We start from the raw sequence: 23,912 nt of genomic DNA on the forward strand, positions 1-23,912 counted from the left end.
CCACTCCTCGGACTATATCATCGATCTAAGCACGTCCCGTGCCATCGTCGCGGCGCGAGCGAGCTGCCCGGTCGTCTTGCTCGGCTTGCTCGCGTTTTTGTTCGGTTTTCGCTTCGTCGACGGCCGCCAATTCCTTGACGCGCTTCAAACTTTTAGTGCGCTGATGGCATTGTTCCCAAAGTCCACGGGCTTTTTGCAAATCCCTTTCGCATTGCAGCACCTGGCGGCGCTGACCTTCGATCGCCCCGTCCAGCTTGTCGGCGAACGCTCGAAACTCCAGCAACTGACCAACGTTAATCCCGGCCCGCTGACGTGCCTCGAAACGCTGCAAATACTCCAACCGATATTGAACCAGTTGATCGAGCTGATTTTGCTGATCGGCGAGCCGTTGCTGGCTGGTGCCCATCGCCTCCAACGCTTCGCGTTCCTGGCGAACGTATAAATCGACTATGACATTCAGGCGCTGAGATTTTTTCATCGGCCGCCCAGCAATTGCGCCAGCTCGTCGATGCTACGACTCAAATCGACCGATTCGTCCATGTCCTGCCGCAGAAACGCCATGATGGCCGGATTTCGCTCGATCGCCTGATCGATGCGCGGATCGGCGCCGGGCCGGTAAGCACCGACGCTGATCAAGTCGCGGTTTTGCTGGTAAGTGGAATACAAACGCCGCAAATCGCGAGCCATGCGCATGTGCTCGTTATCCACAATATCCGGCATCACCCGGCTAACCGACGCTTCGACGTCGATGGCGGGATAATGGCCCGAGTCCGCCAGCGCCCGCGACAAAACGATATGCCCGTCCAACACGCCGCGAGCCGCGTCGGCGATCGGGTCGTTGGTGTCGTCGCCCTCGGCCAGCACGGTATAAAACGCGGTGATCGAGCCGCCGCCTTCGTCGCCGTTGCCGGCCCGCTCCACCAATTGCGGTAATTTAGCAAATACCGACGGCGGATAACCCTTGGTGGCCGGCGGCTCGTCGATGGCCAGCGCGATTTCGCGGTAAGCCTGGGCATAGCGGGTCAAGGAATCCATCAACAGCAGCACGTTCAAGCCCTGGTCGCGAAAATATTCGGCGATCGCCGTCGCCAATAGCGCGCCGTGCACGCGCATCAGCGGCGAATCGTCGGCCGGCGACGCCACCACCACCGCGCGGCTCAAGCCTTCCTCGCCCAGGATCTTCAACACAAATTCGTTCACCTCCCGGCCGCGCTCGCCGATCAGGCCAACGACGACGATGTCGGCATTGGTGAATTTAGTCATCATGCCCAGCAGGATGCTCTTACCGACACCGGTGCCGGCAAACAAGCCCATCCGCTGACCGCGGCCGACGCTGAGAATTGAGTTGATGGCTCTGACGCCGACATCCAAGGCTTCGCGGATCGGTTTGCGGGTCAGCGGATTGATCGGCACGCCGGATAGCGAGGCCTTGGCATCGGTGATCAAAGGTCCCTTGTTGTCCAGCGCCTGACCAGCGCCGTCCAGCACCCGGCCAAGTAAGCCGAAACCGACGCCGACCAGGCTGTCCTGCCCGAGCGGAATCACCCGGCAACCCGGCTCCAGGCCATGGGTATCGCCGGTTGGCATCAAAAACAAGCGGGCTCCGGAAAAGCCGACGACTTCGGCGGAAATGACTTTGCCGGACTTGGTGACGACCCGGCACAGCGAGCCGATCGAGGCTCGGCAACCCTCGGCTTCCAAAGTCAGCCCCACCATTCGGGTCAAGCGGCCTTCGACGATTAACGGCGGCGGCTCGAGCAAACGTTGCCGATATGGTTGCAAACGTGCCAACCACAACCGTCCACGGTCCGGCGTGGGAATCATCGCTGAGTGTCTTGGCGGCGTTCGCCGCCCAAGACCGTGGCGATCACGGCGGCCAAGCGGGTTTCGACGCTGGCATCGACGCTGGACACTTCGGTTTCGACGGTACAACCGCCGCGGCTAAGCAAGGGGTCTTCCCGCAAACACCAAGGCGGCATGCTTTCGTCCAGACTCAGCGCGGTTCTGACCAACGCCGCGTCTTCGGGATGCAGATTGACGGTAATTTTTTGCGAGGCCAGCGGTAAGGCCTTGACGGCTTCGCGCACCACCGCGACGACTTCGCCGGGTTCGGTTTTCAGTTCGCGGCGGACTAATTGGCCGGCTATCGCGCAGGCCAGTTTGACCAATTCTTCTTCGACGGCGGCGTCGAGCGTTCGAAACGGCTCGCTCAAGGCTTCGAGCAGCACATTCAGTTCGGCGGCCTGCTTTTGCAGCAAGTGCAGGCTTTCTTCGTAACCCTGCCGCCGTCCCTCTTCCAAGCCAATCTCGCGCCCTTCTTCCATGCCCTGTTGCCGACCTTGCGCGTAGGCTTCCGCGTAAGCCTGTTTTTGGATCGCTTCGATTTGATCGACCGTCAAGGTTTCCGTGGCTTCCTTGACATCGACGGGTTCGGAGCGCGGCGCGCTGAAATCCTGCAAATCGGTCCAGCGATTCAGCGCTTGCAGCTCGGCGTCGGAGAATTTATTGCCCTTAGACGAATTCATCGCCGCCGCCGCCGCCTAACGAAATTTCCCCGGCGTCGGACAAGCGTTTGGCGATCGCCAGGATGTCTTTTTGCGCGGCTTCGACTTCGCTGAGGCGAGCCGGCGGCGCGGCTTCGAGGTCGTCGCGCAGCATTTCCGCCGCGCGGCGGGACATGTTGGCGAAAATCTTGTCGCGTAAGGCGCCGTCCACGCCGCGCAAAGCCAACAGCAATTGGTCGGTGGAAACTTCGCGTAGCAGGGTTTGAATGCCGCGGTCGTCGACGTTGACCAAATCGCCGAATACGAACATTTTGTCCTGAATGCGTTGAGCCAGATCGGAATTGGCTTCGTTGATGTCTTGCATCATCGGATCGCTGACAGTGCTTTCGATGAAGTTGAGAATATTGGCGGCAGCGTCGATACCGCCGATTTGCGACGACTTGACGCCTTCGCTGCCGGTCAATTGTTTTTCCATGATGTCGTCCAGCTCGCGCAATGCCGCAGGCTGCACGCCTTCCAGCGTGGCGATGCGCATCAGAATGTCGGAACGCATGTTTTCCGGCAGCATCGTCAGCACATCGGCCGCCTGATCGGCGTCCAACAAGGACAAAATGATCGAGATGATTTGCGGATGTTCGAGACGGATCAAGTCGGCGATCGAGCGGGTATCCATCCATTTGAGCTGCTCGATACCCTTGCTGTTGGCGCCCAACAAAATCCGGTCGATGATACTGCCGGCCTTGTCGGCACCCAATGCGTTGGTCAGCATCGCCCGGATGTATTCGTCGGAATCCAAACCCAGGCCGGTTTCGTTCTTGATCTGAATAATGAACTCTTCCAAGACCTGATCCACCATCCCCGAGCTGATGGGTCCCAGTTGCGCCATCGTCGAGCCGATCAATTGCACTTCCTTGGGTCCCATGTGGCGCAGTACCGTCGCCGCCCGGTCCTGACCGACGGCCAGCAGCAGCAGCGAGGCGCGCTGGGCATGGGATAGGTCATTGGGATCCTCAGCCATTGTCCTTCAACCAGGTTTTGATGACTTGGGCGACCAGTTTGGGATCTTCGTCTATCAGTTTTTGCACGTATTCCAGCCTTTTTTCGTAGCTTTGCGGGGCTTCCAGCAGCAACAAATCCTCGGCGCCGGTCGTGATCGTCCGCACCTCGCCGGTTTCTTCATCGACCTTGACGGCGACCGGCACCGGCCGGCCTTCTTCGTCGAAGCGCACGATACCCCCGGACGCCTCGGCAATGGCCTTGGCCTCTTCCAACGCTTCGATCTGCGCTTCCTTGGCGATCAAGGTCCGCACCGCCGGCCTCAGCACACCCAAAATCAACATCAGCACCACCAGCACGGCCGCCAATTGCCGCATGCTACCGCCAAACCAAGCTTGTTGCCAGAACGGTTCGCTGGGCACTTCTTCCAGCGCTTCCGGCATTTTGAAAGCCACGTTGGTCACAGTGACCTGATCGCCGCGACTGTTGTCGAAGCCCACCGCCTGCTTGACCAAATCGCGTAATTGGTTGAGTTCTTCCTGGGAATACGGCAGTTGGCCGAATTGTCCGTCCGCCTGAGCGATCTTTTTGTTATCGACGACGACCGCCACCGACAGTCGCCGCAACGCGCCGGTCGCGAGCCGCGTGTGGGTAATGGTTTTATCGAGTTCGTAGTTGCGGGTCGCGCTTTTGCTGGTGGAACCGGTTTCTCCGCTGGTTTCGGTTTTCTCCTGGCCGCTGGCGACTTCCGGCGCCACGCCTGTCGGCGGCGGCTGGTTGGATAACGCGCCCGGAACGCCTTGCACCTTGGATTGCGAGTTTTTGTCTTCCTGGGTTTGCTCGCTGCGTAGCGCCGGCAAATCGGGGTTGAACATTTCCTGGGTTTTTTCGGTCACCGTAAAATCGACGTCGGCGGAAATCTGCGCCCGCATGCCGTCGCCGCCAACCAGCGGCGTCAGAATATTCTCGATCCGCCCGCGCAGATGCTCCTCGAGATTGCGCTTGTAATCGAACTGTTTACTAGACAGAGACATGTCCTCCGAGGTTTCCTTGCTGTTCAGCAAACGGCCTTTTTGATCGACGACGGTGACTTGGCCCGGCTCCATCAAAGGCACGCTGGACGATACCAAGTGGACGATGGCTTCGATTTGTTCCTTTTCCAAGCTGCGGCCCTGATACAGCTCGACCACGACCGAAGCGCTGGGTTTTTTACGTTCGCGGACGAAGACCGACTGTACCGGAATCGCCAACAACACTTTGGCGGATTTGACGTTTTGGATGGTTTGCACGGTCAACGCAATCTCGCCTTCCAAGGCCCGCTGAAAGCGCATCTGTTCGACGTTTTTGCTGGCGCCGAAACCGTTGTCCTTGTCGAGCAACTCGTAACCGAGGCTGGTGCTGCGCGGCAGACCTTGCGCGGCCAGCTTGAGCTTGACTTCGCGGACTTTTTCGGCCGGCACCATGATCGTTCCGGTACCGGTCTCGACCTTATACTCGACGCCTAGCTTGGTCAACGCATCGAGGATTTCGGTGGCATCTTTTTCGGCGACTGCCGGAAACAATAAGTCGTAATGTTGCTCCTGCGACCAGAGCACGACGGCAACCCCAATAGCGACGCTTAAGGCCAGGCCCAACATCAAGCCCAATTGGTTGGACAGCGGCAGTTTGCTCAGGCTTCTCAACGCCGTCTGCATTCTGCCCTTGTCCGTCGTCACCATCGGCAACGCGCTTTCCATCGGTAGGTTTCGGTCTATTTCGCTCATGGCTCACAGCATAGCAGCTTACATGGACATGCCCATAACGTCCTTGTAGGCATCGACCAGTTTGTTGCGGACTTGCAGCATGGCCTGGAACGATACGCTGGCTTTTTGCGAGGCGATCATCACCTCGGCCAGACTAACGTCCGGCTTGCCCATTTCGAAGGATTGCGCCATGTCGTTGGCGGTTTGCTGAGTGCGGTTCACCGAGTCGATCGATTGCTTCAACATCGCGGCGAAATCGCCGGAATTGTCGCCAACCGGCGGTTTGCCGCCGGCTTCGATGGACATGGTCCGCATTTGAGCCAGGACTTGGTTGATATTCATATCTGACATAAAAATGACTCGCTGGTGATTTTATATCGGACAAGCAGATTTCAAGCCAATTTTTAACAAGGAACCAACACCCCGGCCTCCTTCATCCGGGCAATTTTATAACGCAAGGTGCGCGGGCTGATTCCCAACCGCTCGGCCGTAGCCTTGCGGCTGCCGCTGGCCTCATGCAGCATCTGCAGGATGATCTTTTCCTCGGCCGAACGCACGCCTTCATCGAGACTGGCACTGCAAAGAGCCCCCGCCACCTCGGCAGCCCCATCGCTCGGCGAGGCAAGGCTTTGCAGTTCGGCCGGCAATTCCGGCAAGATTTCGCAGCCCTCTTCGAATATCAACTCGCCGCAACCGATTCGACCGTTGTTTTGCAGAATCAGCGCACGCTGTATCACGTTCTCCAGTTCGCGCACATTGCCCGGCCAGCGGTATTGTTGCAAGCGAACGGCGGCTTCCGGCTCTATCGTGCAGGCCGGCCGGCCATGCGGGCTGTGTTTCGCCAACAATTCGTAGGCCAGCGGCAGCACGTCACCCGGCCGCTCGCGCAAGGGCGGAATGCGTAACGGAAACACGCTCAATCGGAAATACAGATCCTCGCGAAACCGGCCTTCGTTAACATAGGACTTCAATTTCCGGTTGGTAGTCGCCAAAATTCTGACGTTCAATGCAATCTTGCGGTGACTGCCCAGCCGTTCAACTTCTTTTTCCTGTAAGACTCTGAGCAATTTAGCCTGCAAGGCCAAATCCATCTCGGAAATTTCATCGAGCAATAACGTGCCGCCGTGAGCGAGCTCGAATTTGCCGGGCATCGACTGCACCGCGCCGGTAAACGCGCCTTTTTCGTATCCGAACAACATCGCCTCCAGCATGTTTTCAGGGATTGCCGCGCAGTTGATCGCTTCGAACGGACCTTGATGAAAATGAGAGTTTCGGTGTATGTACCGCGCCAACACTTCCTTGCCGGTGCCGCTCTCGCCTTCCAGCAACATGGTCACATCGGTCTTCGCGACCTTGGCCGCTAACGCGTACAGCTTTTTCATCGATGCGTCGGCGACGACTCTTTCGCATTGCTGGGGTTGCGGACCTTGAATAAATCCCGCCACCTTGTCGAGCAGAACCCCGGCTTCGAAGGGTTTGATCAGATAATCGGCGGCGCCGGCCTGCATCGCTTCGACCGCTTTCGGAATCGTGCCGTAAGCCGTCATCAGCAATACCGGCGGCGCCTCGGGCTTTTGCTGGAGGTTTTGCAATAATTGATAGCCGTCCATTACCGGCATCTGCACGTCGCTGACGATTAGCCGCGCCGTTTGCCGGGACAACAAGCCCAACGCGTCGGCGCCGTTTTTCGCTGACTTGACCTGATAGCCGGCCAGTTCCAACGTGTCGCACAAGGCTTCGGCCAAAGCCGGGTCGTCTTCGACGATCAATACGTCACACGGTTTCATAGCATTCTCCGCGGCCGGCGACACCGGCCGATAAACTGGGTTCGTAACGGGTTGATGGCAAAATTAACGTAAAACGGCTGCCGCGTTCGGGCAAGGGCCGATAAGTCGCCCGGCCGCCATGCGCCTTGGCCACGCTATCGACAACCGCCAGTCCGAGACCGGTACCGTTAGCCTTAGTTGTGAAAAACGGTTCGAACAAGCGCTCCCGTCGCGGTTCGGGCACGCCCGGCCCATCGTCGACCACTTCGATGAACAAATCGCCCACCTCGCCGGCCGTCGCGGTCAAAATGACACGCCGGGCTCCGGCCTCTACGGCGTTGGTCAGCAAATTCAGCAACGCGCCGAGCAATGCATCCTGGTTCCCGGTCAAACGTGCGATACCGGATCGGTCGTCGAGCGTAAAATCGCAAGTCAGCGCATCGGCACTATCCGCCAACAATAGCCACAAGGTTTGCAACTCGAAGTCCTGCATGGCCATGCGGCCTTGCTTGGCGAAAATCAGCATATCGTTAACCTGCCGTTCCAGGTAATGCAGACGTTCGAGTATCTTGGCGGAGAATTGCAGGCGCTTTTCGCCACTCAAGCCCGGCGTATTGATTTGCGAGGCGTAAAGAATGGCGGTCGACAGTGGCGTGCGCACCTGATGGGCCAATCCGGCCACCATCTCACCCATCGCGCTCAATTGCTTTTGACGGGCCAATAAATTCTGCAGGGAACGCAATTCGGTAACGTCGGACAATAAAATCAGCTGCTCCGCGCCGTTACCCAAGGCGCTGTAGGTGATGTTGACGGTACGGCCGTCACGCAGTTGCCTCTCGTGCGGGGAATCGAACACCGGCTGCAGACTGCGACCAACGACTTGCCACCAACTCTCGCCCAATAAGGGCTCGCCGAGGAAATCGACTGCGTAGCCGTTGCAATCGATCACCACCCCTTCTCGGTTCAGCACGATCACCGCGGCAGGCAGCGCCGCCAGAATTTGTTGCAAACGGCTGGCCAGTCTTTCCTTTTCGATCAAGGTGTTCACGCGTTCGTCGCGCGCCGCCGCCAGTTCGCGATTCAGAGCGGTCACTTGCTCTTCCAACCCGTGATAGGACTGGGCTAGATTTTCGGACAAGGCATTGAAGGCCCGAAACGCATCGGTCAAACGTTCGGCTTGCCGTTGTTGGTGATAGCTGAAAGTCTCCATAATCTTGACGCCTAGTGGTTACGCCAGGCAATCAGCAAAAACCGGACCATGAATAATTTCATTATATTTTCAAATATTTAGATCATAACGCCAAGATTTTGGCGCCGATCTTCCGCAGTCTAGCAAGCTGGACAGAACGGGTATCGATTCAATCGCGCGATACGGCTGGTGGCGGGACCTCTTTCAGGCTATGCTATCGGAGCTAACCAATCACCGTCATAACGCCATGCACAAGCATCCGCCCGAAATTCGCCCACCGTTACGCCGGATTCCCGCCGCGTTGTTGCTTGCTTCGACCTTGTCGCCGTTTCAAGCCGCTATTTCCGACGAAATTCGAGCCGGTCAATTTTACGAGCAAGCGATTCAGGCACAGCAGAATCAAAATTTACCGGAAGCGATCATTGATCTAAAAAATGCGCTGCAAGAAAACCCCAACTATGTCGCCGCGCATATTTTATTGGGCGAAATCTACCTCAAACAACAGTCGCTGTCGGAAGCCGAGGTGCAACTGACTCAGGCCAAGCAATTGGGCGCCGATCAAGCCCTGCTCATTAAGCCACTGGCGCAGTTGTACTTGTATCAGCTCAAATACGATCAATTGATTAAGGAAATCGATCCCAGCCGATTCAGCCGGGATCTGCAACCCACCCTTCACTTGTTTCGAGGCCACGCTTATGTGCAATTGGGAGAACTCAGCGCCGCCCTTAACGAATACGATATGGCCAGCCAAATCAATCCGGGACAAATCGACTCGCTGATTGGGCGCGCCAATACCTTATTACGTCGCGGCGATATCGACGGCGCGCGGACCGCCACGGACAAGGCACTGCAGATGAAGCCCGACGATCCCGGCGTACGCTTCGTTATAGGCTCGATCAAGCATTCTCAAGGAGACCTAAATGGGGCGTTGACGGAATACGACGCCACCTTGGCGGCCCAACCGGAACATCTTGACGCCCGCCTGGCCCGCATAGGGATACTGATGGATCAGCATCGTGACGATCAGGCCCTGCAAGATTTGGACTACGTCAAGGAACATTATTCGTTCGACCCAAGAGGCAACTATCTAAGATCGGTCATTCTGGCGCGCAACAATCGAATCGACGAGTCGGTCAAGGAACTCAATACCGCGGCGGATACGTTAGTCAATCTAAAGCCGGAACTAGTAACCGCCCACGCGCAGACCTTGATGTTGTCAGGCTTGGTAAACTTCGGCCTGCAGCGCTACGATATCGCGATAAACCATTTGCAGCTGTACGTCCGCCAATTTCCGGAACAAATCGGTGGCTATAAATTGCTGGCATCGGCACTGCTTGCGAAAAACGAACCGGAACAAGTGATTACCCTACTCAAACCGGTATTAGTCCGAAATCCTCGGGACTATCGCCTGATGTTTTTACTGGGAAGCGCCTATATGCGCACCGGCAGACACGATTTGGCCAGCACTATGTTGGAGAAGGCTTCGGCTTTAAGCGCGGATGGTGAGCAAATCCACACCGAAATCGGCTTAAACCTGCTGTCGATGGGGCAAGAGCAGATGGCCGCCGAAGAGTTGGAAGCGTCATTCAAAAACAACCCCAGCAATACTCAGGCCGGAACCCATTTAGTGTCGATTTACATCAGCCGGGGCGAATCCGCAAACGCGCTACGCGTTGCAAAGGCCATGGTTGAACAAGCGCCGAAAAATATTACACTGATCAACTTAATGGGCACCGCCCAAGTCAGCGCGAAACAATACAAACAGGCCAGACAAAGTTTTGAACGCGCGATCGAACTGGAACCTAATTTTGTAGCCGCTTATGTGAATTTGGGCCGATTGGATGCAGCCGAGAATAAACTCGATGCTGCAAAATCCAGACTGGAAAACCTGCTAAATAAACAAACCGATAATGTGACGCTGATGACGGAGTTGGCGCTGATCGAACTGGCCGCCGGGAATCACGAACGCGCGGAGTCCTGGCTGGCCAAGGCCCGCAAAGTCGATCAAAAGTCCATACCGGTTCTACTGGCGCTGATCGAAGTCAAATTACACACTGGCAAAACCACGGAAGCCGTCAGTATCGCCGAAGCCGCCGAACTCATCGATAAAAACGACCATAAAGTGCTGGACGCGCTTGCGCGCTGCTACTTGGCGAACAATAGCCGAGATCGAGCGCTGGCAATTTACATCCGCATGGCGGATCAAGCCAGACTGAGCGCGAAACTGCTCTACAAAGTCGCCCGTCGTCAATTGGACGCCGAAGACCAATATGAAGCCATCAAAACGTTAAAGAAAGCGGTCCTGGCCGACCCTAAACATCTGCCATCGCAGATCGCGCTGGTGGAAACCGAGCTGAACTACGGCAAGCCGGTTTTTGCGCTTAGCCGCGCCGAAAATTTACGTCAGCAGTACCCAAACCGAAGTTTCGCCCGCACCTTGTTGGGCGATATCGCGATGCATGACAAAAATTACGCATTAGCCGTAAACCACTTTCAAGAAGGCTTCAATCTGGAGCCTAACTCGCAAGTATTGATGAAGTTGTTCGATGCGTTGAAGCAAGCCGACCGGAACCCGGAAGCTTACGGTCTGCTGAGCAACTGGATCGAAAAACACCCCGAAGATAGCGTACCGCTGGCTGCGTTGGCTGAAGAAAACATGCGTGCCGGCAGATTTGCCGCCGCCGAAAAACAGTACGATAAGCTCTTGAAAAAATTCCCGGACGAACCACAGTTTTTAAACAATCTCGCATACGTATACTTCAATCTGGGCAATCCCAAAGCTCTGGTTTTAGCGGAAAACGCCGTCAAATTGGCGCCCGAGCATCCTTCGGCAAACGACACATTAGGATGGATTCTGGCCAATACCGGGAACCCGGAAAAAGGCCTTCGCTACCTACGCGACGCACACTCTCGCTTATCCGGCGACCCGGAAATTCGCTACCATATTGCCGCGGCGTTAGAAATGCTGCAGCGGAATGACGAAGCCAAGGCCGAGTTGCAAGAAGCCTTGAATAGTGGCCAATCATTTAACGGGATCGACAAAGCAAAGATTTTATTGGAAAAACTCAACCGCTAACTCTCATGTCGGCTTATTTTACACGCGCAGTCCCCCGCCCCTCACAAGCAACACCAAGCAATTGAAATTGCATATAAATCAAATATACGCACATTTCTTGCTGTAAAAATATTGACGCTTCCCGCTTTAATCCTTCAGTACAGTGTTTCTATATCGGAAATTATAGAGAATACCGGGCGAGCACACCTGCTAAATACGGAGATCCCCAAATGACTAGAACATACTTAGTGCTGGCAGCCTTCATTCTTTCGCCACTTTCCGCGCACGCTACCGCCTGGAATTTGTTAAATACTGCGAATTGTTTAAATGGCTGTACGGCAAACTACCCAACTTACTCTCCGACCTCTGGCAACAGTCAGGCATTCTCATCATCCACGGCTGGCGCGCCTAACCTAACGGTATCGGCATTTTCAACGTCGTCCACCTCAGCCACACCCGCATCAACTTTTGCCGCGGCAACCCTGGCTTTGTATTCCGGTTACGGCTTAGGGGCGACCGCCGCTAGTAACGACGGAACACTCGGCAGCCAGCCGGACCATGCGTTCGACAATGATGGCAGCGCGTCGTCATATACCGACTACGCGCCTGACGGAAACGTCGACGCGGCGTTGCTGTATTTTGGCCCCAACGGTGTCGATATCGACAGCCTGAGTGTTGGCTACATCAATGGAGATGCCGACATTTCAGTGCTGGCCTACACTGGTTCTCTAGTAGGTGGCGCCTTGCCTGCGGCGGCCGCAATCGCCAACCATACCTTTGCTCAGTTACTCAGCGCCGGTTGGTCTTTCATCGGTAATTACAATATGGGTTCGACCAACACCGCTAAAGCGATCAATTCCGATAATGTGTCCTCCAGTTACTGGCTGATCAGCGCTTATACGACCAGCGCGGGAACCGGTAAAGGCGATTCGACTTCATTATTAAGCTTCGGCAACGACTACTTTAAATTGTCCGCCGTTTCAGGCATCGTCAGCACCACTACGGGCAGCGTGCCGGAACCCGCCAGCGCCCTATTGATTGCGCTGGGCTTGCTGGGTTTTAGAGCCAGGATGAGAGACACTCGCGGAAATTTGCTAATAGCCTAAGCCGGTCCATCGCTGCTCGGCACCGAAACAAAAAGGCCCGCCCCAGTAACCGCTGGGACGGGCCTTTTTGTTTGTCATGGCATACAGACTACGGATAAAGCGGCACCAACTCCAATCCGATAAACTCATCCAAACCCATCGTCAAATTCATCGCTTGCACCGCCTGACCGGAGGCGCCCTTAACCAGGTTATCGATGACCGACAGAATCACGACGACATCGCCACCCCGTGGCTGATGAACCGCGATCTGGCAGCGATTACTGCCTCTGACGTTACGCGTATCGGCATGACTGCCGGCCGGCAGCACATCGACAAATTTTTCATCTTGATACCGAGTTTCGTACAGGCTCTGCAAATCGACCGACTTGGTCAATCTGGCGTACAAGGTCGCGTGTATGCCGCGAATCATCGGCGTCAGATGCGGTACGAAGGTCAGGCCGACCCGTTCGGTCGTGGCGCGCCGCAAGCCTTGACGAATCTCCGGCAAATGCCGATGACCCGCCACGCCGTAAGCTTTGAAGCTCTCGCCGGCCTCGCTCATCAGCGAGGACAGCTCGGCCTTGCGACCGGCACCGCTAACGCCGGATTTACAGTCGGCGATCAGATTACCGACATCAACCAGCCCATGCTCCAGCAACGGCAAAAATCCCAGCTGCACGGCCGTCGGATAACAACCCGGACAGGCAATTAATCTGGCGGCGCGTATCGCCGCGCGATTCACTTCCGGCAGCGCGTAAACTGCTTCGCCGATCAGCTCCGGACAGGCGTGCTCGACGCCGTACCAATGCTCCCATTCCGCACTATCCTGCAGTCGAAAGTCGGCGGATAAATCGATCACTTTGATGCCCAGTGCGAGCAAAGCCTCTGCCATGGTCATCGCGATTCCGTTTGGCGTCGCGAAAAACACTACATCGCAGTCGCGAAGGTTTTCTATTTCCGGTCGCGTGAAGACCACATCGCAATAGCCGCGCAGACTAGGATAGACTTTGTCGACCCGCGTGCCCGCATCGGCCCGCGATGTCACCGCCGCGACCTCGACCTCGGGATGCAATGTCAGGATTCTTAACAATTCGACCCCTGTATATCCGGTGCCGCCTACGATGCCCGCTTTTATCATGTTGATCTCGCTGAAAATCCGCTAATACTCGAAATGGCCGCATATAATACGACACTCTTCCCCAACCGCAGACGCCGATGCGCGCGATCACCATTCTTCCCGGCGAAGCTCGTCAACTCGCTTTAACCGAATTGCCGACGCCCAAGCCAGACAACGGCCAAGTCCTGATCAAGGTCTCCGCCGCCGGCGTCAATCGCCCGGATCTCGCGCAGCGCGCCGGCTTATACCCCCCACCGGAAGGCGCATCCCCCATTTTAGGCCTGGAAGTCGCCGGCACGGTGATTGAAACCGGCTCGGACGTCGTCTCTCCCAAACCGGGGGACAGCGTTTGCGCCTTGTTGACCGGCGGCGGCTACGCTGAATACGCAATAGCCAGTGCGATCTGTTGTCTACCGATACCAGCCGGCTTTGACTATGTGCAGGCCGCCGCGATTCCCGAAACCTTTTTCACGGTCTGGAGCAATCTATTCGACCGAGCCAAGTTATGCTCCGGCGAATGTTTATTGGTCCACGGCGGTAGCAGCGGCATCGGCACGACAGCTATCCAACTCGCCAGTGCGCTTGGTGCCAGAGTGATCGTCACCGCCGGCAGCCGAGAGAAATGCGATTTTTGCATGACACTCGGCGCCGAAGCGGCAATCAATTATCGTGACCACGACTTTGTCGAGACCTGCAAGCAATTGACCGTGGGGCGGGGCGTGGACATGGTACTGGACATCGTTGGCGGCGACTATTTTCCGCGTAATCTGAAAGCGCTGGCGCCTGACGGCCGCCTGTTGCAGATCGCGATTCAAACCGGCGCCAAGGCCGAGATCAACTTGGCGGCGGTCTTAATGAAGCGGCTGACTATCACCGGCTCCACCTTACGCGCAAGGGACGATACATTCAAGGCCGCGATTGCCCAACAATTGCTGAGCCAAGTCTGGCCCTTGCTTGAATCGGGCCGAATCAAACCCGTCATCGATTCACTCTATCCTCTGGCAAACGCCGCGGAAGCCCACGCCAGAATGGAAAGCTCTCAACATATCGGAAAAATTATCCTGGAGGTATAACGATGTCTTGCACTACGCTAGTCTCGGCCGACACCCTAAGCACCCACCTAGACGACCCGAATTGGCTGATCGTCGACTGCCGCTTCTCGCTGGCCGAGCCGGAAGCTGGACATCGGGCCTATCGCCAGCATCATATCCCAGGCGCCCGCTATGCGGATCTCAATCAAGACCTCTCCGCGCCCATCCGAGATTATACCGGCCGCCATCCATTACCGGACTTTCGGGCACTCACCGCAAAGCTGATTGCCTGGGGAGTCAGTGCCCGCCATCAAGTCGTGGTTTATGACGACGCTTCCGGCGCCTTTGCCGGACGGTTGTGGTGGCTGTTGCGCGCAATGGGACACGACCGGGTTGCGGTGCTGGATGGCGATTACCGAAACTGGCGGCGCCTGGGCAAACCGGTAACGACGATATTGCCGAAACCGATTTCCGGCACGTTTCGTTGCTATCTTGACGATAGCCGTTGGCTGAATGCGAACAAGGTTCGGGACGGTCTGGCCAAACATGAAATCGTTTTAATCGACGCTAGAACCCCTGAGCGCTTCGCGGGCCGGCAGGAACCGATCGACCCGGTCGCTGGCCATGTACCGGGCGCGCGGAATAGGCCGTTTCAGGCCAATCTGGATAGCAAAGGCTTTTTTTACCGGCCAATTATCTGAAAGCGCAATTCCAGGATATTCTCGGTCCGATCGAGCCCCGACAAGTCGTCCATATGTGCGGCTCCGGCGTGACCGCTTGCCACAACCTGTTGGCAATGGAAATCGCCGGACTAGGCGGTTCTCGGCTGTATGCCGGCTCGTGGAGCGAATGGATCCGGGACCGTAATCGCCCACTAGCGAAGGGTTGACATGGAGGCGTTTCAACGTGCCTTCGGCAAGGCCTCCGGATAGCCCAATTGTCGCCAGGCCTCATACAAAGCCACGGCGACAGTATTCGATAAATTCAGGCTACGGCTCTCTGCCCGCATCGGCAAGTAGAGCTTTTGCTCGGGCGGCAAACTCTCCAGGAATTCCTGAGGCAATCCGCGCGTTTCCGGCCCGAACAACAGGGCATCGCCGGCTTGATAGCCCACTTGGCTAAACACATTGGTGCCCTTGGTCGTAAACGCGAACAAACGTTTGGGCTTTCCGCGCTCCAAGTAATCGGCCAACGAGCCGTGCTGACGAATATTGACCCACTCATGATAATCCAAACCGGCTCTGCGCAAGCGCTTGTCGTCCAGCTCAAAACCCAGCGGACGAATCAGGTGCAGATGCGCACCGGTATTGGCGCATAGCCGGATAATATTACCGGTGTTCGCGGGAATCTCCGGTTCGAACAGCACGATATCCAGCATCGCCCGCCCGGCTATCCCTCGACTTGGATCGGCGTCAAGTGCCAAATGTCGTGATTGTATTCGCTGATGGTCCGGTCGGTCGAAAACTTGCCGCTGGCGGCGGTGTTGATAATGCTCATCCGCGTCCAATGCTCTTGATCCCGGTACGCGGCGTCGACGCGTTTCTGCGCTTCCAGGTAGCTGCGGAAATCGGCAAGGGTCATCCAGGGGTCGTTGGGGCTTTTAATCGACGCGATAATGTCGTCGAACATACCCGGTTCGAAGCGATTGAAATGGCCGCATTCCAATAAATACATGACCCGCTGCAGATCGTTATCGTCGCGGATGTACGCCTCCGGGTCGTAATGACCCCGCAACGCTTCCACCTCGGCTTCGGTCAAGCCGAACAGAAAAAAGTTCTCCTCGCCGACTTCCTCGCGGATTTCAATGTTCGCGCCATCCAACGTGCCTATCGTCAGCGCACCGTTCATCATGAACTTCATATTGCCGGTACCGGATGCTTCTTTGCCGGCCGTCGAAATTTGCTCGGACAAGTCCGCGCCGGGACAAATCTTTTCCATCGCCGAGACGCAGTAATTCGGCAAAAACACCAGTTTCAACTTGTCGCCGACATCCGGATCGTTGTTGATCACATGCGAGACATTGTTGATGAACTTGATGATTTTCTTCGCCATCGCATAGCCCGGCGCCGCCTTGCCGCCGATCAACACGCAACGCGGCACCCAGTTGTCGGTATCGCCGCGCTTGATCCGGTCGTAGAGATGAATCACATGCAGCACGTTCAGGACTTGCCGCTTGTACTCGTGGATCCGCTTGACCTGCACGTCGAACAAGGCATCGACGTTGATATCGATGTCGTACTCGAATTTCTTGAAATCCACCAAGCGTTGCTTGCTGGCCCGGTTCAGCTCGTACCATTTCTTGCGGAATGCCGCATCGTCGGCATAGGGTTTGAGCTCGGCCAATTGAGACAAATCGGTAATCCAGGCATCGCCGATAGTTTCGGTAATGAATTCCGCCAGTTCGGGATTGCAACCGGCCAGCCAACGCCTCGGTGTGACGCCGTTGGTTTTGTTGTTGAATTTGCCTGGCCACAGTTCGTAGAAATCCCGGAACAAGCCTTCCTTCAGCAATTTGGAATGCAATTCGGCCACACCGTTGACTGAAAAACTCCCGACGATCGCCAAATAGGCCATGCGCACCATTTTCGTCGGGCCTTCTTCGATGATGGACATTCTCGCCATGCGCTCGCCGTCGCCCGGCCAACGCGCCGACACTTCGGCCAGGAAATGCGCGTTGATCTCGTAGATGATCTCCAACAACCTCGGCAACAAACTTTGCATCAGATTGACCGACCATTTTTCCAAGGCTTCCGGCAACAGCGTGTGATTGGTGTAGGCCATCGTGTTGCGGGTGATATTCCAGGCATCGCGCCAGGACAACCCATGGATATCCATCAGCAGACGCATCAATTCGGCAACCGCGATACTGGGATGGGTGTCGTTCAACTGAAAACAATTCTTTTCGGAAAACTTCGAGAAATTGTTGCCGTGCCGCCCGACCCAGTTTGCGATCACGTCCTGCAAACTGGCGGATGCCAGCAAATATTGTTGTTGCAGGCGTAGCGCCTTGCCGTTTTCGTTGGCATCGTTGGGGTACAACACCATCGTGATGTTCTCGGCGGTGACCTTCTGAGCGACCGCCTCGGCATAGTCGCCGGCGTTGAATTCCTGCAGATTAAACTCTTCGGTGGCGATTGCCTTCCAAAGCCGCAAAGTATTGACGGTACCGTTCTTGTAGCCAGGTACCGGCGTGTCGTAAGGCATGGCCAGAATATCGTGCGTTTCTATCCAACTGGTACGCCGATTGCCGTGTTCGTCAATGTGACTTTGAGTCCGGCCGCCGAATTTGATCCGATGCATGTATTCCGGACGTTCGATCTCCCAAACGTTGCCCATCCGCAGCCAGTGGTCCGGCCGCTCGACCTGCTCGCCATTGACGATCTGTTGGGTAAACATCCCGTATTCGTAACGCAGCCCGTAACCGGTGACCGGCAACTGTAAAGTCGCGCAACTGTCGATGAAACAGGCCGCCAGCCGACCCAAGCCCCCGTTACCCAAACCGGCGTCCGGCTCGCTCTCCACCAGTTCCTCGGCTTCCAAACCGAGATCGTATAGCGCTTGAGTAACCACGTCGTCCACGCCCAAATTCAGCATCGCGTTGCTCAGGGACCGGCCGATCAGAAACTCCATCGACAGATAAAAGGCCTTCTTGCAATCCGAATCGCGGTAGACGTTGTAAGTTTTTTTCCAGCGCTCGACCAACCTGTCGCTGATGGTCAACGACAAAGCCTCGTAGGCATAGTGCGGCGAACGGCAATTTTCGTCTCGCCCCAACCGATGGCTGTAATAGTGTTTGAAATCGGAGATGAAATGCTTCTTTTCCATCCCCAACTTGGGCAGCTTGGTGATGTCGGAAGCGGGATTGCTCTTATGAAAAACTCTATGCGGCATCGTGATTACCCTGTAAAACAATGAATCTCTGGAAGCCATAGCGCAAACATGGATGACGATACACTCCCGGCAAGCCGGGCAAACAATCCGATCCGCTCAAAACCGGACGACTTGAGTCGGGCGACTGGCGGAGCCGCCCGTCAACCCGATCAGCTCAGCTTACCGTGACACTGCTTGTACTTTTTACCCGAACCGCAAGGGCACGGATCGTTACGACCGACCTTACGATCGCCGCGTACAAACGGTACCCCATTCTCGTCGGCCGGCTCGGCCGTTTCGTCGCCGGATTCGAAAAGCGACGAAGCCTCGGCATGTTCGTAATGCATTTCCTGCGGCGCTTGGCGTTGTTGATCGATCGCTTCGACATCTTCCTCGCGACTGACCTGCACCTTGCAGAGTATAGTCACGACTTCCTGTTTGATGTGATTCAACAAGCTGGTAAACATTTGGAATGACTCGCGCTTGTACTCCTGCTTGGGGTCCTTTTGCGCGTAACCGCGGAAATGTATGCCTTGGCGCAGTTGGTCCATCGCCGCCAAATGCTCCTTCCAACTGTTGTCGAGGACTTGCAGCATCACCGATTTTTCGAAGTGACGCATCACGGAAGCACCGATACTGTCTTCCTTGGCCTTGGCTTCCTGCTCGGCTTTCTCGACGACCAAATGCCGCAGCTTGGCTTCGTTCAAAGTTTTGTCCCGCGCCATCATCTCGACCAACGGCATGCTCAGGTTAAAATCCTGCGACAAATGCTGTTCCAGACCGCGAATATCCCATTGTTCTTCCATCGTTTTCGGCGGGACGAACTGGGTCACCGCGTCGTTGAGCACATCCGCGCGTATCGCCGCCACGATGTCGCTGATATCCTCGGCGGCCATCAACTCGTTGCGCTGCGAATAGATCACTTTGCGTTGATCGTTGGCGACATCGTCGTAGGCCAAAATTTCCTTACGAATATCGAAGTTGCGGTTTTCCACCTTGCGCTGGGCGCTCTCGATCGACCGAGTCACCCAGGGATGCTCGATCGCTTCGCCTTCCTGCATGCCCAACTTCTGCATCAGGCCAGCTACCCGCTCAGATGCGAAAATCCGCATCAAATCGTCTTCCAACGACAAATAAAACCGGGTTGAACCCGGATCGCCCTGCCGACCGGAACGACCGCGCAACTGGTTATCGATCCGCCGCGACTCGTGGCGTTCGGAACCGATCACGTGTAAACCGCCGGACGCCAACACTTTTTCATGGCGATCCAACCACGCACCTCGCACCTGTTCCTTGGCATCGTCGCTGGCGTCTTCGCCCAAGGTCGCCAGCTCGGCGTTCAAATTACCGCCCAACACGATGTCGGTACCGCGACCGGCCATGTTGGTGGCAATCGTCACCGCGCCCGGCATACCGGCCAACTCGATGATATGGGCCTCGCGCTCATGCTGTTTGGCATTCAAGACTTCGTGCTGGATGCCTTGTTGCTTCAGCATCGCCGAAATCCGCTCGGAGTTTTCGATCGACGTGGTGCCGACCAGCACCGGCTGACCGCGTTTGACGCAATCCTTAATGTCTTCGATGACCGCGTTGTATTTTTCCCGCGCCGACAAGTACACCAAATCGCCCATGTCTTTACGGATCATCGGTCTATGGGTCGGGATAACGACAACTTCCAAACCGTAAATTTTGTTCAGCTCGAAGGCTTCCGTGTCCGCGGTACCGGTCATCCCGGACAGCTTGTTGTACAGGCGGAAATAGTTTTGGAAGGTAATCGAGGCCAGTGTCTGGTTCTCGTTTTGAATGGTAACGCGTTCCTTGGCTTCGACCGCTTGATGCAAGCCGTCCGACCAGCGCCGGCCGGTCATCATGCGCCCGGTGAATTCGTCGACAATGATGACTTGATCGTTTTTAACGACGTAATCGACATCGCGCTGAAACAAAATATGCGCCCGCAACGAGGCATTCAGGTAGTGCATCAAACGAATGTTGGCCGCGTCGTACAACGAGGAACCGGCCTCGATCAAGCCGTGTTCAACCAACAAACGCTCGACTTTTTCGTAGCCGGCTTCAGTCAGGTGTATCTGCCGCGATTTCTCGTCCACCGCATAATCGCCCGGCATTTTGTCTTGCAATTCCGGATCTTCGGATTTTTCCTGCTTGGTCAGCAGCGGGATGATCGCGTTGGTCTTCAAATAGACGTCGGTATTGCCCTCGGCCTGCCCGGAGATGATCAGCGGCGTTCTGGCTTCGTCGATCAGGATCGAATCGACCTCGTCGACGATCGCGAAATTCAGGTCGCGCTGAACTTTTTGCTCCAGACTGAACGACATGTTGTCGCGCAAGTAGTCGAAGCCGAATTCGTTATTGGTACCGTAGGTAATATCGGCGGCGTATGCGGCTTGGCGTTGTTCGTGGTTTAAGTCGCTAACGATCACGCCGGTGGTTAAACCCAGGAAACCGTAGAGCTTACCCATCCATTCGGCGTCGCGGCGCGCCAGATAGTCGTTGACGGTCACGACGTGAACGCCGCGGCCGGGCAAGGCGTTAAGATAGGCCGCGAGCGTGGCCATCAGGGTTTTACCTTCACCGGTTTTCATCTCGGCGATCTTGCCGGAATTCAACACCATACCGCCGATCAACTGCACGTCGAAATGGCGCATACCGAACACCCGGGAGGACGCTTCGCGCACCGTGGCGAAGGCTTCCGGCAATAGTTGGTCCAGTTTTTCGCCCCGTGCCAGGCGATCGCGGAATTCCTGAGTCTTAGCGGTTAACGCGGCATCGGACAGTGTTTCGTATTCGGCGGCCAACGCATTAATCTTCTTGACTATTCTGCGCTTTTTCTTGATCAGCCTGTCGTTCCGGCTGCCAACTACCATTTTAACCAGCTTCCCCAGCATGATAATTCCAGTATTAGAGTGAACCAAAGTTTGCGATTATAACGTTATGGGGGGGCGCTGACTAGAAAACAAGCCCATGCCACCGACGCCAAAACCGCTGGAACATGGACAAGCCAGGCAATGCAGGTATAATTTCTCTCCTTCACTTTCCCACCTCGCCACCCATTTTCCGGCACGCCTCCTCCGTATGAAAATTGTGATACTCGGCGCCGGCGTCACCGGCTCATCGGTAGCCGGCGCTCTCGCCAGCGAAGAAAACGACATCGTGGTCATCGATCAAAAATCGCACTTGCTGACGGCCCTTAAAGCGCGCCTGGACATCGCCACTGTCGAAGGCAACGCCACGCATCCCAGCGTTTTGGAGCAATCCGGGATTCGCGACGCCGACATGGTCATCGCGGTGACCGACCGCGACGAAACCAATATGCTGGCCTGCCAGGTTATCAATACGCTGTACAGCAAGCCGAAAACCATCGCCAGGGTAAGGGCCATCGATTTTCTGACCCACCCCGAACTGTTCCAACCTAACGGTATTCCTATCGATATCGTCATCAGTCCGGAACAAGTGGTCACCGAAGCCATTCGCAACCTGATCAAATTTCCGGGCGCGCTGCACGTCTCCGAATTCGCCGACGGTTTGGTGCGGTTGTTTTCGATCAAGGTAGTCGCCACCGGCTTTTTGACCGGCAAACGCATCCAGGCGGTCAAGGAAAAACTGGCCGACGGTATGATCCGCGTTGCCGCGATCTTTCGTGACGGCAAGGCGATTCCGGTCAACGGCGAAGCGGTCATCGCCACCGGCGACGAGGTGTTTTTCGTCTGCCCGCGCGACAAGGTCCGTAAGACACTGATCGATTTACACAAACTGGAATCGCCGATCAAATCCATCATGCTGGCCGGCGGCGGCCACATCGGCAAACGTCTGGCGTTAGCGCTGGAAAACAACTATCACGTCAAGGTGATCGAACACAACATCGAGCGCGCCAAGGACATCGCCAACGATTTGCGCAACACAATGATTTTGCACGGCGACTGCACCGACGAATCGCTGCTGCTGGAAGAAATGATCGAGGATACCGATCTGTTCTGCGCCATCACCAATAACGACGGCATCAACCTGATTTCGGCGGGGCTGGCGAAAAAGCTCGGCGCCAAGAAAGCCATCTGCTTGGTCAACAATAACTCCTACCTGAAATTGCTGGACGGCAGCGACATCGATTTGGCGATACAACCCAAGCTGGAAACCCTAGGCGGCATCTTGAAACACGTTCGCAAAGGCGACGTGGTCGGCGTCAGCTCGGTTTGCGGAGGCAGCGCCGAGGCCATCGAAGCGATCGCCCATCGCAGCAAAAACGCCTCTTCGGTGGTCGGTCTACGGGTCGATCAGGTCAATCTGCCCGACGGCGTGATTCTGGGCGCGCTGATTCGCGAGAAGGAAGTGATTCCGGTACATCACGACACCGTGTTCGCGGAAGGCGATCATGTGGTGATGTTTGCGTTGAACAAGAAGCACGTCAAGGATATCGAGGAATATTTCCAACCGATCTGAGCGCACCACCCGTCGAAGGCATCAATCCGACAGCGGCTTACCTTCGCGATCCGCATCGATAAACGCCAACGCGCGTTGCGGCATGCCGGCGGTGCTGGTCTCCTGCTGCAACGCGGCGCGGCTGTCCTCGTGCACCGCCGCCATGAATTGCAACAAGGCCATCTCCATCCGCAATTTTTCCTCCGGTTCGTCACTATCCCACATCCGGTTCAACAACTGCTTGGCGTGGTGATGTATCGTAAATGCCACGGCCTCCGGCAAATGCGCGTAACTGGCGCGTAGCGAGTTTTTCAATTTGTCCAACGATTCCAGATATTGCCGGTAGTCCTTTAAATCCTGCTGGCATTGAACCTTGACCATCGCCAGTTCGTTGGCGTTGCGCGCTTTGTTCACTGCCAACTCGTGGGCCAATTGCTGAGCCTGTTTGCGCAGCTGGGCGGCTAGCGCCTGCTCCGCGACGGCTTGATTTCGGCGCAATTCGGCGGCCAAGTCTTGGCGCGCCAAACGCCAATCAAGCTGATCGTCGCTAGCCCGCCGCCAAAATGAAAGCGCCGCGCTCAGCCAGCGCCCGATCGCCGCCATCAGACTTGCTCGCGGACCGCAAGGATGCCCGCGACGTCGCCGCTGCGTAGACAATGTTTCAATTCGCGCCTAAGCGTTTTGAAACGCTTGGCCGGCAACAGAGCCTTGCCCGCCAACAATTCCGACTCGACAGCCGCCGACAACTCCCGCAACTGCTTGCGATCGTCGGCCGCCAGGATGCGCCGGCGCCGCATGGCCGCCCGGTATTGCAACTGCTTGAACTCCAAAGCCCGGCGAGTCGCGGCTGCGCGCCTGGCCAGTTCCAGCGCGGCGACGCGCCGCAAAGCCGCCGCGGTTTCGCTGCAAAAAGCCCGCAGATCGCGACTGACCTCTCTAATCAAACCGAATAGCCCTAGGCCACCCCATAAGCCCAAGGCCACCAATAAAATTTTGGCGCCTATCAGATAAAGCAAGCCGGTTAGCAAAGCCAAGCCCGCTTGCATCGCCAAAAAACCGGCCAACAACGATAGCATTGCCAAGCCACAGAGCAACAACGCCGCCCACACCAAACGTCCGGACATCG

Annotated in this window: 19 protein-coding genes; 5 read left to right on the top strand and 14 right to left on the bottom strand. The window is 56.3% G+C overall.

Annotation, left to right across the window (positions count from 1 at the left end):
- Positions 1-25: 25 nt before the first annotated feature.
- The 8 genes from fliJ to ACP4CD_RS09340 are packed head-to-tail and all read right to left on the bottom strand — an operon-like array spanning position 26 to position 8,218.
- Positions 26-478, bottom strand: coding sequence for a flagellar export protein FliJ (fliJ, locus tag ACP4CD_RS09305; protein WP_064030350.1), 453 nt, complete (start codon positions 476-478; stop codon positions 26-28).
- Positions 475-1,824, bottom strand: coding sequence for a flagellar protein export ATPase FliI (gene fliI, locus ACP4CD_RS09310; protein WP_426994346.1), 1,350 nt, complete (start codon positions 1,822-1,824; stop codon positions 475-477). Before fliI ends, fliJ begins: the two co-directional genes overlap by 4 nt.
- Entirely contained in the window at positions 1,821-2,525 is a 705-nt protein-coding gene (locus tag ACP4CD_RS09315; protein ID WP_168032993.1) for a flagellar assembly protein FliH, read from the bottom strand. The genes fliI and ACP4CD_RS09315 overlap by 4 nt, the downstream gene beginning before the upstream one ends.
- Positions 2,512-3,522: a flagellar motor switch protein FliG gene (gene fliG, locus ACP4CD_RS09320; RefSeq protein ID WP_064030356.1), complete on the bottom strand. Its 1,011-nt coding sequence runs from the start codon at positions 3,520-3,522 to the stop codon at positions 2,512-2,514. The genes ACP4CD_RS09315 and fliG overlap by 14 nt, the downstream gene beginning before the upstream one ends.
- Positions 3,515-5,263 carry a flagellar basal-body MS-ring/collar protein FliF gene (gene fliF, locus ACP4CD_RS09325; protein WP_426994347.1) on the bottom strand — a complete coding sequence of 583 codons (1,749 nt, stop codon included), beginning with the start codon at positions 5,261-5,263 and terminating at the stop codon, positions 3,515-3,517. Before fliF ends, fliG begins: the two co-directional genes overlap by 8 nt.
- An 18-nt stretch (positions 5,264-5,281) precedes the next feature.
- Positions 5,282-5,593 carry a flagellar hook-basal body complex protein FliE gene (fliE, locus tag ACP4CD_RS09330; protein ID WP_064030358.1) on the bottom strand — a complete coding sequence of 104 codons (312 nt, stop codon included), beginning with the start codon at positions 5,591-5,593 and terminating at the stop codon, positions 5,282-5,284.
- A 53-nt stretch (positions 5,594-5,646) separates the two neighbouring features.
- The gene (locus ACP4CD_RS09335; protein WP_426994348.1) at positions 5,647-7,029 is read right to left on the bottom strand and encodes a sigma-54-dependent transcriptional regulator; all 1,383 of its coding nucleotides are present in this window, start codon (positions 7,027-7,029) and stop codon (positions 5,647-5,649) included.
- The gene (locus ACP4CD_RS09340) at positions 7,016-8,218 is read right to left on the bottom strand and encodes a sensor histidine kinase (protein ID WP_426994349.1); all 1,203 of its coding nucleotides are present in this window, start codon (positions 8,216-8,218) and stop codon (positions 7,016-7,018) included. Before ACP4CD_RS09340 ends, ACP4CD_RS09335 begins: the two co-directional genes overlap by 14 nt.
- 226 nt (positions 8,219-8,444) lie before the next feature.
- Between ACP4CD_RS09340 and prsT the strand changes: the two genes are divergently transcribed.
- Positions 8,445-11,273: an XrtA/PEP-CTERM system TPR-repeat protein PrsT gene (gene prsT / locus ACP4CD_RS09345; RefSeq protein ID WP_426994350.1), complete on the top strand. Its 2,829-nt coding sequence runs from the start codon at positions 8,445-8,447 to the stop codon at positions 11,271-11,273.
- Between the two features lie 227 nt (positions 11,274-11,500).
- A complete protein-coding gene (gene xdp1, locus ACP4CD_RS09350; RefSeq protein WP_168032983.1) occupies positions 11,501-12,358 on the top strand; it encodes an exosortase-dependent surface protein XDP1 in 858 nt (285 codons plus the stop codon).
- 88 nt (positions 12,359-12,446) lie between these two features.
- On the opposite strand, the gene argC is transcribed toward xdp1, so the two are convergent.
- A complete protein-coding gene (gene argC, locus ACP4CD_RS09355) occupies positions 12,447-13,475 on the bottom strand; it encodes an N-acetyl-gamma-glutamyl-phosphate reductase (RefSeq protein WP_426994351.1) in 1,029 nt (342 codons plus the stop codon).
- A gap of 77 nt (positions 13,476-13,552) precedes the next feature.
- Between argC and ACP4CD_RS09360 the strand changes: the two genes are divergently transcribed.
- Complete coding sequence (locus ACP4CD_RS09360) at positions 13,553-14,527, top strand: NAD(P)H-quinone oxidoreductase (protein ID WP_426994352.1); 975 nt, start codon at positions 13,553-13,555, stop codon at positions 14,525-14,527.
- A 2-nt stretch (positions 14,528-14,529) separates the two neighbouring features.
- Complete coding sequence (locus ACP4CD_RS09365; protein WP_426994353.1) at positions 14,530-15,186, top strand: sulfurtransferase; 657 nt, start codon at positions 14,530-14,532, stop codon at positions 15,184-15,186.
- 200 nt (positions 15,187-15,386) lie between these two features.
- Here the strand turns inward: ACP4CD_RS09365 and trmL are convergent, their stop codons facing one another.
- From trmL to secA, 3 genes are all read right to left on the bottom strand, one after another.
- Positions 15,387-15,863, bottom strand: coding sequence for a tRNA (uridine(34)/cytosine(34)/5-carboxymethylaminomethyluridine(34)-2'-O)-methyltransferase TrmL (trmL, locus tag ACP4CD_RS09370; protein ID WP_281022730.1), 477 nt, complete (start codon positions 15,861-15,863; stop codon positions 15,387-15,389).
- An 11-nt stretch (positions 15,864-15,874) separates the two neighbouring features.
- A complete protein-coding gene (locus ACP4CD_RS09375; RefSeq protein WP_064031818.1) occupies positions 15,875-18,376 on the bottom strand; it encodes a glycogen/starch/alpha-glucan phosphorylase in 2,502 nt (833 codons plus the stop codon).
- A 149-nt stretch (positions 18,377-18,525) separates the two neighbouring features.
- Positions 18,526-21,258 (bottom strand): preprotein translocase subunit SecA, encoded by a 2,733-nt coding sequence (secA, locus tag ACP4CD_RS09380; RefSeq protein WP_426994354.1) that lies wholly within the window; start codon positions 21,256-21,258, stop codon positions 18,526-18,528.
- A gap of 187 nt (positions 21,259-21,445) precedes the next feature.
- Between secA and trkA the strand changes: the two genes are divergently transcribed.
- The gene (gene trkA / locus ACP4CD_RS09385; RefSeq protein ID WP_064031820.1) at positions 21,446-22,807 is read left to right on the top strand and encodes a Trk system potassium transporter TrkA; all 1,362 of its coding nucleotides are present in this window, start codon (positions 21,446-21,448) and stop codon (positions 22,805-22,807) included.
- A gap of 21 nt (positions 22,808-22,828) precedes the next feature.
- Here the strand turns inward: trkA and ACP4CD_RS09390 are convergent, their stop codons facing one another.
- Both ACP4CD_RS09390 and ACP4CD_RS09395 read right to left on the bottom strand, forming a co-directional pair.
- On the bottom strand, positions 22,829-23,389 hold the full coding sequence (locus ACP4CD_RS09390) for a hypothetical protein (protein WP_426994355.1): 561 nt from the start codon (positions 23,387-23,389) through the stop codon (positions 22,829-22,831).
- Entirely contained in the window at positions 23,389-23,910 is a 522-nt protein-coding gene (locus tag ACP4CD_RS09395) for a hypothetical protein (RefSeq protein WP_426994356.1), read from the bottom strand. Before ACP4CD_RS09395 ends, ACP4CD_RS09390 begins: the two co-directional genes overlap by 1 nt.
- Between the last annotated feature and the right edge of the window lie 2 nt (positions 23,911-23,912).

Origin of the sequence: Methylomonas stagni (assembly GCF_050154735.1) — a bacterium.
GTDB lineage: Bacteria > Pseudomonadota > Gammaproteobacteria > Methylococcales > Methylomonadaceae > Methylomonas > Methylomonas koyamae_A.

What these genes read in the sequence shown, in the direction of transcription:
- fliJ (WP_064030350.1), bottom strand. Translation starts at nt 478, where the DNA reads ATGAAAAAATCTCAGCGCCTGAATGTCATAGTCGATTTATACGTTCGC.
- fliI (WP_426994346.1), bottom strand. Translation starts at nt 1,824, where the DNA reads ATGATTCCCACGCCGGACCGTGGACGGTTGTGGTTGGCACGTTTGCAA.
- ACP4CD_RS09315 (WP_168032993.1), bottom strand. Translation starts at nt 2,525, where the DNA reads ATGAATTCGTCTAAGGGCAATAAATTCTCCGACGCCGAGCTGCAAGCG.
- fliG (WP_064030356.1), bottom strand. Translation starts at nt 3,522, where the DNA reads ATGGCTGAGGATCCCAATGACCTATCCCATGCCCAGCGCGCCTCGCTG.
- fliF (WP_426994347.1), bottom strand. Translation starts at nt 5,263, where the DNA reads ATGAGCGAAATAGACCGAAACCTACCGATGGAAAGCGCGTTGCCGATG.
- fliE (WP_064030358.1), bottom strand. Translation starts at nt 5,593, where the DNA reads ATGTCAGATATGAATATCAACCAAGTCCTGGCTCAAATGCGGACCATG.
- ACP4CD_RS09335 (WP_426994348.1), bottom strand. Translation starts at nt 7,029, where the DNA reads ATGAAACCGTGTGACGTATTGATCGTCGAAGACGACCCGGCTTTGGCC.
- ACP4CD_RS09340 (WP_426994349.1), bottom strand. Translation starts at nt 8,218, where the DNA reads ATGGAGACTTTCAGCTATCACCAACAACGGCAAGCCGAACGTTTGACC.
- prsT (WP_426994350.1), top strand. Translation starts at nt 8,445, where the DNA reads ATGCACAAGCATCCGCCCGAAATTCGCCCACCGTTACGCCGGATTCCC.
- argC (WP_426994351.1), bottom strand. Translation starts at nt 13,475, where the DNA reads ATGATAAAAGCGGGCATCGTAGGCGGCACCGGATATACAGGGGTCGAA.
- ACP4CD_RS09360 (WP_426994352.1), top strand. Translation starts at nt 13,553, where the DNA reads ATGCGCGCGATCACCATTCTTCCCGGCGAAGCTCGTCAACTCGCTTTA.
- ACP4CD_RS09365 (WP_426994353.1), top strand. Translation starts at nt 14,530, where the DNA reads ATGTCTTGCACTACGCTAGTCTCGGCCGACACCCTAAGCACCCACCTA.
- trmL (WP_281022730.1), bottom strand. Translation starts at nt 15,863, where the DNA reads ATGCTGGATATCGTGCTGTTCGAACCGGAGATTCCCGCGAACACCGGT.
- ACP4CD_RS09375 (WP_064031818.1), bottom strand. Translation starts at nt 18,376, where the DNA reads ATGCCGCATAGAGTTTTTCATAAGAGCAATCCCGCTTCCGACATCACC.
- secA (WP_426994354.1), bottom strand. Translation starts at nt 21,258, where the DNA reads ATGCTGGGGAAGCTGGTTAAAATGGTAGTTGGCAGCCGGAACGACAGG.
- trkA (WP_064031820.1), top strand. Translation starts at nt 21,446, where the DNA reads ATGAAAATTGTGATACTCGGCGCCGGCGTCACCGGCTCATCGGTAGCC.
- ACP4CD_RS09390 (WP_426994355.1), bottom strand. Translation starts at nt 23,389, where the DNA reads ATGGCGGCGATCGGGCGCTGGCTGAGCGCGGCGCTTTCATTTTGGCGG.
- ACP4CD_RS09395 (WP_426994356.1), bottom strand. Translation starts at nt 23,910, where the DNA reads ATGTCCGGACGTTTGGTGTGGGCGGCGTTGTTGCTCTGTGGCTTGGCA.